At 39.2% G+C, this 14,202-nt stretch carries 10 protein-coding genes; 6 read left to right on the top strand and 4 right to left on the bottom strand.

The annotated features are described in order from the left end of the window. Window positions 1–141: 141 nt before the first annotated feature. Entirely contained in the window at window positions 142–774 is a 633-nt protein-coding gene (locus tag WAA15_RS19645) for a lysoplasmalogenase family protein (protein ID WP_337044536.1), read from the top strand. Here the strand turns inward: WAA15_RS19645 and WAA15_RS19640 are convergent. Together WAA15_RS19640 and WAA15_RS19635 are read right to left on the bottom strand one after the other, a co-directional pair. Further along, window positions 753–1,127 carry a VOC family protein gene (locus WAA15_RS19640; protein WP_337044535.1) on the bottom strand — a complete coding sequence of 125 codons (375 nt, stop codon included), beginning with the start codon at window positions 1,125–1,127 and terminating at the stop codon, window positions 753–755. The two genes, WAA15_RS19645 and WAA15_RS19640, sit on opposite strands and share 22 nt — an antisense overlap. A gap of 18 nt (window positions 1,128–1,145) precedes the next feature. After that, window positions 1,146–1,649, bottom strand: coding sequence for a cytochrome c (locus WAA15_RS19635; protein WP_337044534.1), 504 nt, complete (start codon window positions 1,647–1,649; stop codon window positions 1,146–1,148). A gap of 132 nt (window positions 1,650–1,781) precedes the next feature. Between WAA15_RS19635 and WAA15_RS19630 the strand changes: the two genes are divergently transcribed. The 3 genes from WAA15_RS19630 (at window position 1,782) to WAA15_RS19620 (ending at window position 6,987) form a co-directional block, all read left to right on the top strand. Then, window positions 1,782–3,842 (top strand): NADH-quinone oxidoreductase subunit 5 family protein, encoded by a 2,061-nt coding sequence (locus WAA15_RS19630; protein WP_337044533.1) that lies wholly within the window; start codon window positions 1,782–1,784, stop codon window positions 3,840–3,842. A 30-nt stretch (window positions 3,843–3,872) separates the two neighbouring features. Continuing rightward, window positions 3,873–5,450, top strand: coding sequence for a complex I subunit 4 family protein (locus tag WAA15_RS19625; protein WP_337044532.1), 1,578 nt, complete (start codon window positions 3,873–3,875; stop codon window positions 5,448–5,450). Window positions 5,451–5,523: 73 nt separating this feature from the next. Further along, the gene (locus WAA15_RS19620) at window positions 5,524–6,987 is read left to right on the top strand and encodes an NADH-quinone oxidoreductase subunit N (RefSeq protein ID WP_337044531.1); all 1,464 of its coding nucleotides are present in this window, start codon (window positions 5,524–5,526) and stop codon (window positions 6,985–6,987) included. Window position 6,988: 1 nt separating this feature from the next. On the opposite strand, the gene WAA15_RS19615 is transcribed toward WAA15_RS19620, so the two are convergent. Further along, the gene (locus WAA15_RS19615) at window positions 6,989–8,065 is read right to left on the bottom strand and encodes a hypothetical protein (protein ID WP_337044530.1); all 1,077 of its coding nucleotides are present in this window, start codon (window positions 8,063–8,065) and stop codon (window positions 6,989–6,991) included. Between the two features lie 487 nt (window positions 8,066–8,552). Between WAA15_RS19615 and WAA15_RS19610 the strand changes: the two genes are divergently transcribed. Together WAA15_RS19610 and hemH are read left to right on the top strand one after the other, a co-directional pair. Further along, window positions 8,553–10,112, top strand: a complete 1,560-nt coding sequence (locus WAA15_RS19610) for an acyl-CoA carboxylase subunit beta (protein WP_337044529.1) — start codon at window positions 8,553–8,555, stop codon at window positions 10,110–10,112. A gap of 110 nt (window positions 10,113–10,222) precedes the next feature. Continuing rightward, a complete protein-coding gene (gene hemH, locus WAA15_RS19605; protein WP_337044528.1) occupies window positions 10,223–11,248 on the top strand; it encodes a ferrochelatase in 1,026 nt (341 codons plus the stop codon). A 90-nt stretch (window positions 11,249–11,338) separates the two neighbouring features. On the opposite strand, the gene WAA15_RS19600 is transcribed toward hemH, so the two are convergent. Continuing rightward, complete coding sequence (locus WAA15_RS19600) at window positions 11,339–14,200, bottom strand: PVC-type heme-binding CxxCH protein (RefSeq protein WP_337044527.1); 2,862 nt, start codon at window positions 14,198–14,200, stop codon at window positions 11,339–11,341. Window positions 14,201–14,202: the final 2 nt, after the last annotated feature.

The following is a 14,202-nucleotide window of genomic DNA, read 5'->3' as shown; positions in this document are numbered from 1 at the left end:
TTTTTGTTTTTTTACAATTAACAAAAGCCTTATATCTGTTTAATATTACTAAAAATAAGGTATTTTTGTTAAAAGTTGTCCTTTTCTACTCATTACGAAATGCCCACTAGACTAAAACTGATTTATATACTTTGTTGTATATTGGATATCACATCTTATGTGACGCATAAGGATTGGCTATTTTTTCTGGCAGGTTTGCCTGCTCTTTGCTTATTAATATTCTATTATTTAGGTCGCAGGGGGCATTACAAACTCAAAGACTATACCTATTCTGTCGGCCTTTTACTGGCCTTTATTGCCGATATTATATTTGAGATTAAGACCATTACTTTTACTATAATATCTCTTTGTTTTTTTATTCTGAGTTACTCTTTTTTCATCGCCACCATTCGTCGGGAGGCTGTTTTTACTTCTTCACTTAAAGAATTAGGGAAAATAATGCTGAATATGCTTTTTATTATTTCCCCTATTTTGCTTGCTTTTTCTAAAATTCCGCCCGATTATTTTTTTGTCTCTATTATCTATATGGTTTTTCTTGCCTTGTTTTATACAACGGCCCTATTACGAAAAACCAATAAAAGTAGCTATATCTGGGTTTTAGCTGGCGTATTAAGCTTTTGTTTATTAACAGTTACCGAAGTTTATTTTAAATTCATCATCAAAGTTCCTTACGACCAGATTATCAACAAAGTTATATACGGCTTTGCCCATTATGCCACATTTATGGGAATCACCAAAAGCTATAAGCATTTTTATGTTCCTACCGAAAAATGAGGGTTATAAATAATGCCAACCACGTTATCCCATAAATCTTTTACTGCGGCTACAACTATACCATCGCCTACTTCGGTAGGATTCTCATAAGATGTTGCCCCATTATCTAGTAAGGTTTTAAAAGTTGCTTCTATATCCTCAACTCCCCAATAAGTAATAACGCCGTCGGCTTTAGCCTCGTTTTTTTCATCAGGTTGTAAGCCAAGTTCATAACCTCCTACGTTGTATCCAACATAAAAAGGCTGGTCAAAATAAGGCTTTATACCCAGAATCTGGCTGTACCATTCTTTAGCTTTTTCGAGGTCGCTTACTTTATAAATTGTAGTTCTTAGTCCTAAGAAAGGAGTGTTCATTGTTGTAATGGTTTTATTTTAATCAATTATATACAAAACTGGTAACGGCTCTTGGTTTATTTCTGCAATATATGATATAATAGAATCAATATCCTGATTAGTAAACGCAGAGAAAGCTGGCATTGATGTCATATTAAACTTGTTGTATAAATTAATGGCATATTTATCTCCGCTTGTAATCAATTTCTGCGAGTCTCGTACCCACCTCCGAATCCATCTGATTGATCTCCTTTTCTGAATATCCTGCAAGCCGGGTCCAACTATCATTTCGTTGGTTACACTGTGGCACTGGCTGCAGTTATTTTTAAAAAGTTCTTCACCCTTTAAAGCTAATTCAGACGTTAATGAACCAACAGCGGGGGAGCCTTGCACACCGCAAGCAAGAGTTTGCGATGTAGTAGTTTTACTTTGCCCAATATAATAAAATGTACTTATGGCAACAATTATCCAGAGAATACATACAAGAACAGTAATCAGTACGAACAATTCCCGTACTTTTCCGAGTATTTTTTGTAACTCCACGCTATTTCTCTATATACCCTATAAATTTATGGATTAAACCGTGCCACACAAATAAAATAAAGACAAATTTAGGCTTCATCTTTGCATTATAACTCATAACATAAGATATTTGCAAAAAAGCCTGCTATCTGAATGTCTGCCGAACAAGTTATTTTAATTAACCTATTGTTATATTTAGCGGGGTTCTCGTTTCTTTTATATAAACGAAATACTTTAAGTGAACAGTCAGTTGGTTTACTTTCAGTAACGCTTAATGTGATAGGGGTTTTATTCTCTATGGGTATTCGTCTGAGTGACATCATGGGCGATGTGATTCACTATAACTGGATTTTTATCGGAGATACAGCTTTTACCATAGATATTATCTTCAACGACCTCACCTTCCTTATGTACTTTCTGGTGCAATTTATTGCACTTTGGGTACAAGTATTTTCAATCAAATATATGTCGGGCGACCCGAGCTTCGGGCGTTATTTTGCCTATATCAATCTGTTCATTCTGGCTATGATTGGTATTGTTATCTCTGGCAATTTGTTAATGATTTATATATTCTGGGAACTCGTAGGTGTATGTTCTTACCTATTGATAGGTTTCTGGTACGAGAAACAGGCGGCTACTAATGCAGCTAAAAAAGCCTTTCTGGTGAATCGTGTGGGTGATGTAGGCTTTCTGATAGGTATACTTTTGATTTATCGATATTTTGGCACTTTTGAACTAGGCGAAATTGTACACAAAGCCAGCCTTATACCTAAAGCTGCTTTTAACAGCCCTGTTATAACCACTATTGGCTTACTCATTTTTTGTGGTTGCATAGCAAAGTCGGCGCAATTGCCTCTACAAATCTGGCTACCCGATGCCATGGAAGGCCCCACGCCTGTTTCGGCACTTATCCATGCAGCTACCATGGTGGCTGCCGGTATTTTCCTGATGGCAAGGTTTTTCCCGATTCTGAACGCCGATGCGCTGTTAGTAATGGCCATAGTTGGCACTCTTACGGCCTTTTTCGGGGCTTGTTCGGCACTGGTTCAATACGATATTAAAAAGCTACTCGCTTTTTCAACCATTTCACAATTAGGCCTAATGGTTGTAGGGTTAGGAATAGGTGCAGTAAATGCAGCACTTTTTCATTTGGTTACCCACGCTTTTTTTAAAGCAGGGTTGTTTCTATGCGCCGGAGCCGTAATTCACTATACGCACCACCAACAGGATATGCGCCACATGGGGAATCTGCGCAAGCAAATACCTATTATTTTTTATTGTTACACAATATGTGCAGCAGCTTTGGCGGGGCTTCCGCTGTTTTCGGGGTTTCTATCAAAAGATGCCATTATTGTAGCGGCTTTTGAATGGGCGGCAAATCAACCTAAACAAATTTATTTTGCTGTTCCGGCAATATGCCTTGTTGTGTCAGGTATGAGTGCTTACTACATGATGCGTCAGATTTATCTGGTATTTCTGGAAAGAGAAGATAACCCACTTGAGCTTATTTCTTCAGGAGCAGTGAGTTTTTACAGAAATTTAGCCAAACGGATAGAAGGCATTGTTAAGGTTGATGATGACGTTAATGAGCAGGACAAGCTCACCGTTGAATCTTTTTATGATGCCATAGCTGTCATTGGCCCTATGGAGTTATCGGCTATTGTAATGGCTATTGCCTCATTAGGCTTTGTATTTTCGGTAAATCCGTTTAACGCAGAAAGTAGCTGGTTTTTCGAAACCTTCACCCATACTTCAAAAAACTACCACTGGATAGCCTACATAGCCATTCTGGTTTCGCTTAATGGGGTATTACTAGGGTATATTTATACGAAAGAAGAAAGCAACAAACTAGATAAATTCAAAACAGAACCTGATGGTTTTGTGGCACGGCTTGTATTTCATAATTTTTACCTGAGCGAGCTTTACCAGAAACTATTTGTAAGCCCGATACTCTGGCTTAGCCCACTTATTTACAAATTTGATAGCCGGATTATTGATGGATTTATTAACCTGATAGCCCGAATATTTATAGGCATTGCTGGAATTGTTAGCTGGATTGAAACAAACCTGATTGATGGGTTGGTGAATTTCGTAGCCAATATGACAGGCAAAGCCGGTAGCTACACCCGACAGATTCAGAATGGCAAAGCACAAACCTATATCATTACCATTTTTGTTTGTCTGGTTCTAATTATTGTTTTATTAATTGTATAATTTAAAAATCCTTTTCCGAAGGATATTGGCATGAATAATATTTTACTTTCAACACTCATTTTTCTACCGATTGGTGCGGCAGTTCTGGTGTTGTTATTGCCTAATGCTTACAAGGATTCGTTTAAATGGATCTCTATACTGGTAAGTATCATTAATTTATTAAATATTTTTAGCCTTTATAATTCCTTTGACCGCCAGCTTACTTCATTCCAGTTTCTTGAACAGTATGAGTGGATAAGAATGGGTTTAGGAAGCCTCGGAATTTTATCAATCGACTATCTGCTAGGAGTTGATGGCATTAATATGCCTATGGTGCTGCTTTCGGGCATTATATTTATGGCTGGTTCAATTGCTTCTTTCAATATTGAACATCGGCCAAAGGCTTATCATGCACTTTATTTATTGCTATCGGGTACGGTAATAGGTTGTTTTGTTGCACTCGATTTCTTTCTGTTTTTCATCTTCTTTGAGTTTATGCTTTTACCCATGTATTTCCTGATAGGAATCTGGGGGGGCGAAAGAAGAGAATATTCGGCTATTAAGTTTTTCATTTACACCTTTGTTGGCTCGGTGTTTATCCTGATTGTAATGATTGGCTTGGCAATGTCGGTCAATGATACTTTCTTTTCGCAGGAGCTAGGCACCGTTGTGCATACATTTGATTTCAGGCTTCTGGGTGATTTTAAAAATTACCTCCATGACTCATTGCTTGCACCCGACAAAACCCAACTGATTCTGGGTGTTCCGGCACGTAATTTTGCTTTTGTGCTATTACTGATAGGCTTCGGCATTAAATTACCCACAGTACCTTTACATACGTGGCTTCCCGATGCGCACGTTGAGGCCCCAACGCCTGTGTCGGTAATTCTGGCGGGTATCTTGTTAAAAATTGGTGCGTATGGTTTTATTCGTATAGCGTATGGTTTCTTTCCAGACATCGCTTATCAATGCACCTACGTAGTAGCCGGAGCAGGCGTTATTTCTATTGTGTATGGCGCATTTAATGCATTGGCTCAGGAAGATTTGAAAAAAATGATTGCCTACTCGTCGGTGTCACACATGGGGTTTGTGCTATTAGGCTTATCAGCCATGACAGCCGAGGGTGTTAACGGAGCCATTTATCAGATGTTTGGCCATGGTATTTTATCTGCATTATTATTCCTGATTGCAGGTGTTATCTATGACAGAACTCATAACCGCCTGATTGAAAACTTCCGTGGCCTTGCTACCAAGATGCCACTTTTCACGGTGGCTGTTACAATAGGCTTTTTTGGTGCTTTAGGGCTACCGTCATTGCCCGGCTTTATTGGTGAGTTTTTCACGCTTATGGGTGCATTCCAATCCAAAGTTCTCCCTGACTGGGTAGCCATGATAGCCATGTTAGGCTTGGTTTTATCGGCAGGGTATTTTCTCTGGACACTCCAACGAATGTTCTTTGGCAAATTCTGGGCTAATCGTAATCAGGAAGCACATTTAAAAGATTTAGACCTCAGAGAAATAGTACTGCTCTATGGCTTGTCTGTGCTAGCTATTATTTTTGGCATTTTCCCGAATTTGATTTTTGACATCAGCGGTGAGTCGGTAAAGCTGTTTTTAGAAAAATTTTAACAAAAGTATAGCTCCTATACTTACAAAATAAAGGTTAACTCACCTAAAGGTGACATTAACCATTGTATAGCTAATGCTCGAGAAAATTACACATATTCTGTTCAGTACAAAATTATTAATGCCTGACCTGATTTTTGCAGGGGTGTTTTTAATAGTTGTAACTATTGTGGCCTTCACTAAAAAATCGACCCAGAGTTATAACCTTTTCAATACCCTGACTATTAGCGTATTAATAAGTATAGGATTTGTTTTTTATGTGTTTCTCGGATTTATGGACCAGTATTTCGACGCCGGAATCGTGTTGTTCCATAACCTTATTTATCTGGATAAACTCAGTATATTTTTTAAAATTCTTGTAACGGTTTCGGCCATATTTGTTATTCTGCATTTATGGATTGTGGGCTACAAAGTTATGGCAGAATTTTATGCCATTTTTCTGGCTGCTATTCTTGGACTTTTTGTTCTGAGCATGACAAACCACTTGTTAATGCTTTATGTAGCACTCGAAATGGTTTCAATCTGTTCCTATATACTTGTGGCTATCAATAAGTCCAAAGCCAATGCCGAAGCTGGCATAAAATACCTGCTCACAGGTGCTACTAGTTCGGCAGTAATGCTTTACGGAATTTCGTTATTATATGGCATGACAGGCTCGCTTCAACTCGGAAGTCAGGAATTTGCCACTTTTCTGGGGCAGAACCCCTCATGGGTTGCCAATATAGCCGCTTTCATGACTTTGGGCGGATTATTATTTAAACTTTCTGCGGCTCCTTTCCATAGCTGGACACCCGATGTATACGAGGCCACCCCTACTCCTATTGTAGCATTTTTATCAATTGCCCCAAAAGTGGGTGTTATAGTAGTTATTATCCGTTTCCTGAGTGCTTTAAGTATCGATTTCAGACTAATAATGTCAATCATTATTATTGGTTCTTTGCTTATCGGGAATCTTTCAGCTTTGTGGCAGAATAACACCAAACGTATGCTCGGTTATTCAACTATTGCGCATGCAGGTTTCATGCTGGTTGGGTTGTTGGCAATTAATGAGTTTGGGGTGCAGTCGGCTATTTTTTATGTGGCAACCTATATGTTTATTACACTGGCAGCATTTGTACTGGTTGACCTTCTTGCCTTAAAGACAGATAGCTACGAGCTGACAAGCCTGCAAGGGCTTGGGCAAGAAAACATTTTTTTGGGCTTATCGGCAGTTGTTATCATGATTGCCCTCGTTGGTTTTCCGCCCACAGTTGGGTTTACAGGCAAGCTGCTTATATTTACAGCCTTGTGGGATTCTTATCAGTCATCAAATAATCAGTTATTGCTAATTGTCTTAATCATTAGCTTGTTAAATACTGCTATTTCAGTTTTCTATTATCTGAAAATTCCTTACTTCATGATTTTTAAAGAAGCCAAAGTAGGTGCCAAAAGATACCAATTAGGCTTTTTCAAAAAAGGGCTTCTATTCATATTTGTTTTTATGATTATTTACCTCTTTGTCAAGCCTGATACCCTGATGAAACTCATCGAAAGCCTGTAAATTATTTTAGTCTCGTCAGTTTCATTGATAACGAATCTTTTTTGTATAAACCCCACATAAACATTGTATTGCCTTCTGTACGGTAGTTCAGGTATAAAGAATCGGTTTTGTCCCCTTCTTGAAAACCAATTTTAACCTGCCTTTTGGCTTCATTAACGGCATATTGTCCGAACAAATCTTTTGCGTTATTAAACCTGTCAGGATTATATTTGAAAAGGCAGCCATATCTCCATTCAAAATACACTTTCGACCAGACCGAGTCAGCATTGCTTACCGAGGGAGTAATACGCTGGTTTCTTTTGGTAATTTCATCTACTTTCCACACCCCGTTAATGGCAGTTTTACCCTGAAAACTTCTCTTTAGCAGATATATATGCAAAAATGCCCCTCCTATCACAACTGCCCTGACCAAATTCATGAGTACCGTTTTTTTGTTGAAATAATAATATTCTCTGTACGAAAAAAAAGCAGTAATCAGCTTGTCGTAGTCAAGAAACATCACAAAAAGCAGAATAAACGTATAGTGCAACGAATTATAATAAGCCAATGGAGAAATATCATAGAAATGGTCAATAAAATCGATATTCACCATGATGGGTAATAAAATGAAAGTAGCCAGTAAACGTGTTTTCCGAAAAAGCAACAAGAAGGCCCCTGATACCTGAATAATACCCAACAACATAGCAAATGTAGGAGAGTAACCAAAGTAAGTCCAAGTTAACCAGAAACCGTTTAGTTCGCCAACAGGGCTTTCCAGAATATAATCAGGTGCCTGAAACTGCGTTTTCAATATTTTTGCCGCCCCATAAGTACTTATCTGATGAGCTACATAAAAAGTAATAATTGGCTGAAACCATTGGTGTAAATCTGTTTTTTTGATGAATTTATGCCATACAGCCCCTAATCCTAAACTCAAAGCAATAAGCACTCCGCAAACAATCCAGATAAGCCGGGCATTGGTAACTACACGCATCTGAAGACCCGTAATGTAATCAGAATACTGGGCAAGGCCAATCACTACCAGAAGCATAAAAAACACCTCGAAGAATTTGAGGAAAAACGATTTATTAGATTTCATGTGAGGATATAAGTTGATTAAAGTGTGAAAATTAAGCCAAATGGCTCGAAAATTCAAATTTCAATATACTTTTTAATGTTCCGGCAAGAGCCACATATATATACGAATTATTGCTAAAAGCCTGTGTTTAACTGCATTAAAGGCTAAAAATACAACTACCTAAAATTGCTCCGATACTTCCAGAATGGTATCGATACACAGCTATTTTTATTTATATTGCAACAGAATCCTGAAACATGGCAGGCTAGTTCGCTTATCAAGCATTTTTTTTAAACAAGATACCGCCAGAATAGTTAAAACAAAAAAGTACAACAGTAGTATTAATCTGAACAAAAAGAATAATCTTACTAATACTAAAGCATTTATCTAAAAAACATAGGATACTCGGCTAACCTGAAGTTAAGAGGCAAATAAAAAATGGTTCAGATAAATACTTTTTATTACAGTTTTCTTAGTTTTGTTCAACTCAAAAGCCCCATTGTTTAATATGTCATCAAAATCGAATCTCGGAAAACTTCAAATACTTGACCGTAAAAATGCTGAAGCCGAACAAGGTGGAGGAGCAAAAAGAATAGAAAGCCAGCACTCAAAAGGCAAACTTACTGCTCGTGAAAGAATAGAATTATTATTAGACGAGAACACCTTTGAGGAAATCGGGAAGTTTGTTATGCACCGAAGTAAAGATTTTGGTTTAGACAAAGAATATTATCTGGGCGATGGCGTAGTAACAGGGTATGGAACCATTAATGGCCGATTAGTATATGTATTTGCACAGGACTTTACAGTTTTTGGTGGCTCGTTGTCTGAAACATACGCCGAGAAAATCTGTAAAATAATGGATATGGCCATGAAAAACGGTGCTCCGGTAATTGGCCTGAACGATTCTGGTGGCGCACGTATTCAGGAAGGTGTTAATTCATTGGCAGGATATGCCGATATTTTCTATCGTAATACTTTAGCCTCAGGGGTTATTCCACAAATTTCTGCCATTATGGGGCCTTGTGCGGGTGGTGCAGTATACTCCCCTGCCCTGACAGACTATATTTTCATGGTTGAAAATACCTCTTATATGTTTGTAACAGGCCCCAACGTTGTAAAAACCGTTACCCATGAAGATGTAACCTCGGAAGAGCTGGGCGGAGCCATGACCCATGCTACTAAGTCGGGGGTAACGCACTTTGTAGCAGCCAACGAGGTGCAATGTATCAATGATATTAAAAAACTCTTTAGTTATATTCCTTCTAACTGTGAAGACCAGCCACCTTTCTTGCCTTATGAATCGACCGGTAATGAAAAACGAACAAAACTAACCGACCTGATTCCAGAAAACCCTAATCAACCCTATGACGTACGGGAACTGATAGAAGAACTAACAGATACAGACAGTTTTTTTGAAGTACATAAAAACTTTGCCGAAAACATTGTAGTAGGCTTTGCACGTATGGGTGGGCGTAGCATAGGCATTGTAGGGAATCAGCCTTCGGTGCTTGCAGGTGTTTTAGACATTAATGCAAGTATTAAAGGAGCCAGATTTGTGCGTTTTTGTGATTGTTTCAATATTCCGCTACTAGTGCTGGAAGATGTACCCGGTTTCTTACCCGGAACCGACCAAGAATGGAATGGCATTATTATGCACGGAGCCAAATTATTATATGCTTTCAGCGAGGCCACTGTTCCTCGTGTAACCGTAATTACCCGTAAAGCCTATGGCGGAGCTTATTGTGTAATGAACTCAAAACATATTGGGGCGGACCTTAATTATGCATGGACATCGGCCGAAATTGCCGTAATGGGTGCTGCCGGAGCCGCTGAAATTATTTTCCGTAAGGAAATAAGCGAAGCAGCCGACCCCCAAGCAGAACTCCAGAGCAAGATAGATGAATATACCGAGAAATTTGCAAACCCCTATAAGGCCGCTCATCGTGGTTATATTGATGAGGTAATTAAACCGGAAGATACCCGTGAAAAACTGCTAAAAGCCTTTAAAATGCTCGAAAACAAAGTTGATACACTCCCTAGAAAGAAACATGGGAATATTCCGCTCTGATGGAAACATTTTAAATGAAAATATAGTTACTACTTAAGAATATTTACGCTTAAATTATATTACTTGCTTAAAAGAGCGTCGGCTCTTTTACAAAATCCGTTTTAATTAATATGCTTGGAAAAACTGGAGTACTAATAGTAAACCTAGGCACCCCCGATACCCCGAATGTACCCGATGTAAGAAAGTATCTACGTGAATTTTTAATGGACGGCCGGGTTATAGATATACCTTATGTTTCTCGCTGGTTTCTTATTAATGCAATTATTGCCCCTTTCCGTTCGCCGAAATCGGCCAAAGTTTATAAAGAACTCTGGACTAAAGATGGCTCACCTTTAAAAATTTATGGTGAAAGAAACGAAAAACAATTGCAAGATGCACTCGGCGACAATTATGTGGTAAAATTAGCCATGAGGTACCAAAGTCCGAGCATTGAAAAAAGCCTGAAAGAGTTTCAGCTCATGGGCTTATCAAAAATTGTGGTAATACCATTCTTCCCGCAATATGCCTCTGCTTCTACCGGTTCGGTCTATGAAGAAGTAATGCGTATAGTAAGTCAATGGCAGATAATTCCTGAAATACGATTTACCAATTATTTTTATAATCATCCGAAATTTATTAAAGCCTTTGCCGATAATGGCAGAAAGTATCTGGAAAAGGATAATTATGACTATGTTGTTTTCAGTTATCATGGATTACCTGAACGGCAAATGACAAAAGCTGATTGCACAGGCAAAACCTGCCAGTTTGGTAGTTGCTGCGATAGTATTCATGCGCTTAACCAGCATTGCTATCGCGCCTCTTGCTTTGAAACTACTAGGCTGCTTGTAAAAGAGTTAGGTCTGAAAGAAGGCACATATACCACCAGTTTCCAGTCACGTTTGGGAAAAGACCCGTGGATTCAGCCTTATACAGACAACGTAGTGAAAGAACTGGCTCAGAAAGGGTTTAAAAGGGTATTAGCTTATTCGCCTGCTTTTGTAGCCGACTGCTTGGAAACAACTATTGAAGTGGGCGAAGAATATAGAGAAATGTTTGAAGAACATGGAGGAGAACACTGGCAACTGGTTGAAAGCCTTAATGATTCACAAGCATGGATTGATTTATTAACCGACTTGGTAAAGAATCATGATAATTAATCAGATACGTTAAAATAACAGCTATTATATTGAAGGGTATTGTTTATTAGGTTTACAATACCCTTTTTTTTATTAAATGGGCTTCGCTTGCTACTCTGGCAAGGGGAGTTGGAGCAAAAAGCCTGCTAAATCAGATAAATCTTTTTCTTTTAAGCCTAAAGAAGATGGCTCTGGCATCAAACTGTTTTTGAGTTGTTTTCTGCTGGTAATTTCGTTTTTCTTAATGCTTTTTAATTGCCCTGCTACATCTTTCAGCGTAACGGTTTCTCCATCACCTACCAAAAAGCCGTAATAAGTATTTTTATCTCTGGTAGTAATTATCCAAGGTTCATAGCCAAAGGCCATACTGGCCGATGGATTCACAATAGCATCAAGTAAAGCTGATTTGTCAAATTTTTTCCCGATAAGGGTCAGTTCTGGACCTATTTCGGCTCCTTCTTTATCGAATTTATGACAGCTAGCACAATTCTTACGAAATATCTCATAGCCTTTTTTTGTATCGGAAGGCATATTTAAAGCTAAACTTACTGATATTTCTTTTCCGTTAGGCCGATTGAAATAATCGCTTGCCATCATTCTGATTGATTTATCAGGATTATTAAAAATGTGTTCGGCAATTACACTTTTTAATTCTTTCGGAATTCTGGACTCACCTGCCAAACTCAGGAGCATTTTACCACCTATTACATCCTCAGCCATTTTTTTGGCGGCTTTCTCTCTAGCGGCCACTGTCAGGTTTTTATCAAACAACTGTTTTTCGTAAACAAGCATCTGTTTTTGTTGGGGTTCAAGTTTTGTTGTTGTAGCTTGTTCCCAGTTCATCAGATTAGCCCAATCATTGGTTTTTCTGAAATTAATCCACCAGAAAGCCTGTTCAGATACATCTTTTAAAGGGCTTTTTGTTAACTCAAGCATTGCAGTTACGGCCTTTTTATCGTTGACAAAAGCAAGTGCAGTTAAAGCCTGTTTCCGCTGGCTTGTAGTAAGGCTTTTAGCATTTGCCCTTAGCTTCAAATCAGACACAGCCCCCACCGGATGTAAACGCCACAGCAAAGAAGCAGTAGCATCGTTCCATTGAAGAGGGTCTTTAGCCAAATGTGGCCTCACGAGTTCGTAGTAAGCCTGTTCTTTCCCATCTAGTGCTTGCCCGATGGCTTCCAGTTCGAACCTATCCTGCCCTGTACAGGCTTTAACCAGATTATGCACAATTGTACTACTTTTTTCTAGCGGAATATCCCTTAAAGCAATGGCTACTTCGCGCCGTATAGCGGTGTTAGTTTCATGTGAAAGTTTTTCGGCAAAAGGTAAAATATCTGCTTTTACCTGCCTTAAAGCCCTGAATGCTGTAATTTTAAGATTAGTATTGTCTGTATCAAATAGTTTCTCTACCTCTTTTACGCCTTCTTCTTCCATTTTAGACAGTAGCCAAATGGCTCTTGCCTGCACAAAAGGATTACTGTCGGCCAATAGTTTTTTAACGGCCTTTAAATCTTTACCTTTAAGTAAAGCCTCAAAGCCAGTATTACGAACATTAATAGCCGGATTTTTGAGGGCCTCAATCTGCCCTTGTGTATTGCTTAGGTTAAGTACAGGAGGTAACAGTTTTTTACCTTTGGGGGTAATTCTGAAAATACGACCGTAGGCTTTTTTATCGTGCATGGCATGCCCTCCTACTACGGGGTCATACCAGTCGGCTATATAAATAGACCCATCAGTACCCGCAGCTATATCACTTGGGCGGAACCATTTACGCGTATCTTCACTGGTATCATGCCAGATGTAGTAGTCGTCTGTTGCAGGAAAAGAGCTAATCAGGTTTTTTCTTTCCATTTTATAACCACCGCCCTGTAAAACGGGCTGATACGAAAAAATCACGTTTCGGCCAGCCTCACAACTCAATAAAGTACCTCGGTATTTTTCACCTAGTGCATCGCCTTCATAAAACATAATACCTGTTGGCGACCCCGCACCTGTATTATCAATAGCGGGTTGCACGCCTGGGTCATCCTGATGCCAATGTGCGGTAAACATCTCTTGCCCGGGTCGGCGGTCTGCCTGCCAGAAACGCGTACCATCGGCACTAAAATAGCCTGCGTTCCCTCCTTCCATTAAATAACTTACACGGCAGGTAATTACTTGGTCGTCGTTGTCATTCTGCCACATATTTCCGTAAGAATCAAGGCATACTTCATAGCTATTCCTGAAATTATGCCCCATTACTTTCAGGTTTTTCCCGTCGGCATCCATTCTTAGTGCCAGCCCTCCTACCCAGACTCTCCCATCGTCTGACTTCTGATTGCCCTGATTAGAACGATTATAGGGTGTACCTCCATAATAACTACTACCCGAGCGAAGCGTCCAGCCGCTTTTATCTGTTACATGATGCGGCCCCGCATTACCTGTATTGAAATGCCAGTTACCATCAGGGCCTGCAATAACCGAGTGCAAAGCATGGTCGTGGTCAAGCCCGCCAAAGCCTGTCAGCAGAATTTCTTTTTTATCAGGCACATCATCACCGTTTTCGTCAGTGTATACAATCAGATTAGGTGCAGCCGAGACCACAACCATTTTCCCTATGACGGCAATCCCGAGTGGCGCAATCAGGTCCTTGTCTTGCACAAAAACTTTCGATTTATCAGCCTTACCGTCACCGTCGGTATCTTCTAAAATTACTATTCTGTCACCCTTCTGCTCATTATTAATACGCTCGTCAGGCTTGGTATTAAAATTTCGATAATCAACAGCTTCTGTAATCCATACTCTACCTTTATAGTCTACATCCATATTGGTCGGATTATGTAACAGAGGAGTTTCAGCCCAAAGTGTGGCTTCTAAATCATCGGGTACATATAATTTATTCTTATCGTCGTCAGGTATTGAGACAGATGCGAGAGAAAAAATAAAAGTAAAGCCCACAAAGGCTCTGAGCAAGACTTTTTTGGAAGGTAGCATGT

It is taken from the genome of Emticicia sp. 17c (assembly GCF_037153985.1).
GTDB lineage: Bacteria > Bacteroidota > Bacteroidia > Cytophagales > Spirosomataceae > Emticicia.
The sequence above is the reverse complement of the archived record's forward strand: the minus strand, read 5'-3'. Positions and strand labels throughout refer to the sequence as shown.

Bases quoted from the DNA above. Each gene is read 5' to 3' on its own strand.
- WAA15_RS19640 (WP_337044535.1), bottom strand. From the start codon at position 1,127: ATGAACACTCCTTTCTTAGGACTAAGAACTACAATTTATAAAGTAAGC.
- WAA15_RS19600 (WP_337044527.1), bottom strand. From the start codon at position 14,200: ATGCTACCTTCCAAAAAAGTCTTGCTCAGAGCCTTTGTGGGCTTTACT.
- WAA15_RS19610 (WP_337044529.1), top strand. From the start codon at position 8,553: ATGTCATCAAAATCGAATCTCGGAAAACTTCAAATACTTGACCGTAAA.
- WAA15_RS19615 (WP_337044530.1), bottom strand. From the start codon at position 8,065: ATGAAATCTAATAAATCGTTTTTCCTCAAATTCTTCGAGGTGTTTTTT.
- WAA15_RS19620 (WP_337044531.1), top strand. From the start codon at position 5,524: ATGCTCGAGAAAATTACACATATTCTGTTCAGTACAAAATTATTAATG.
- WAA15_RS19625 (WP_337044532.1), top strand. From the start codon at position 3,873: ATGAATAATATTTTACTTTCAACACTCATTTTTCTACCGATTGGTGCG.
- hemH (WP_337044528.1), top strand. From the start codon at position 10,223: ATGCTTGGAAAAACTGGAGTACTAATAGTAAACCTAGGCACCCCCGAT.
- WAA15_RS19630 (WP_337044533.1), top strand. From the start codon at position 1,782: ATGTCTGCCGAACAAGTTATTTTAATTAACCTATTGTTATATTTAGCG.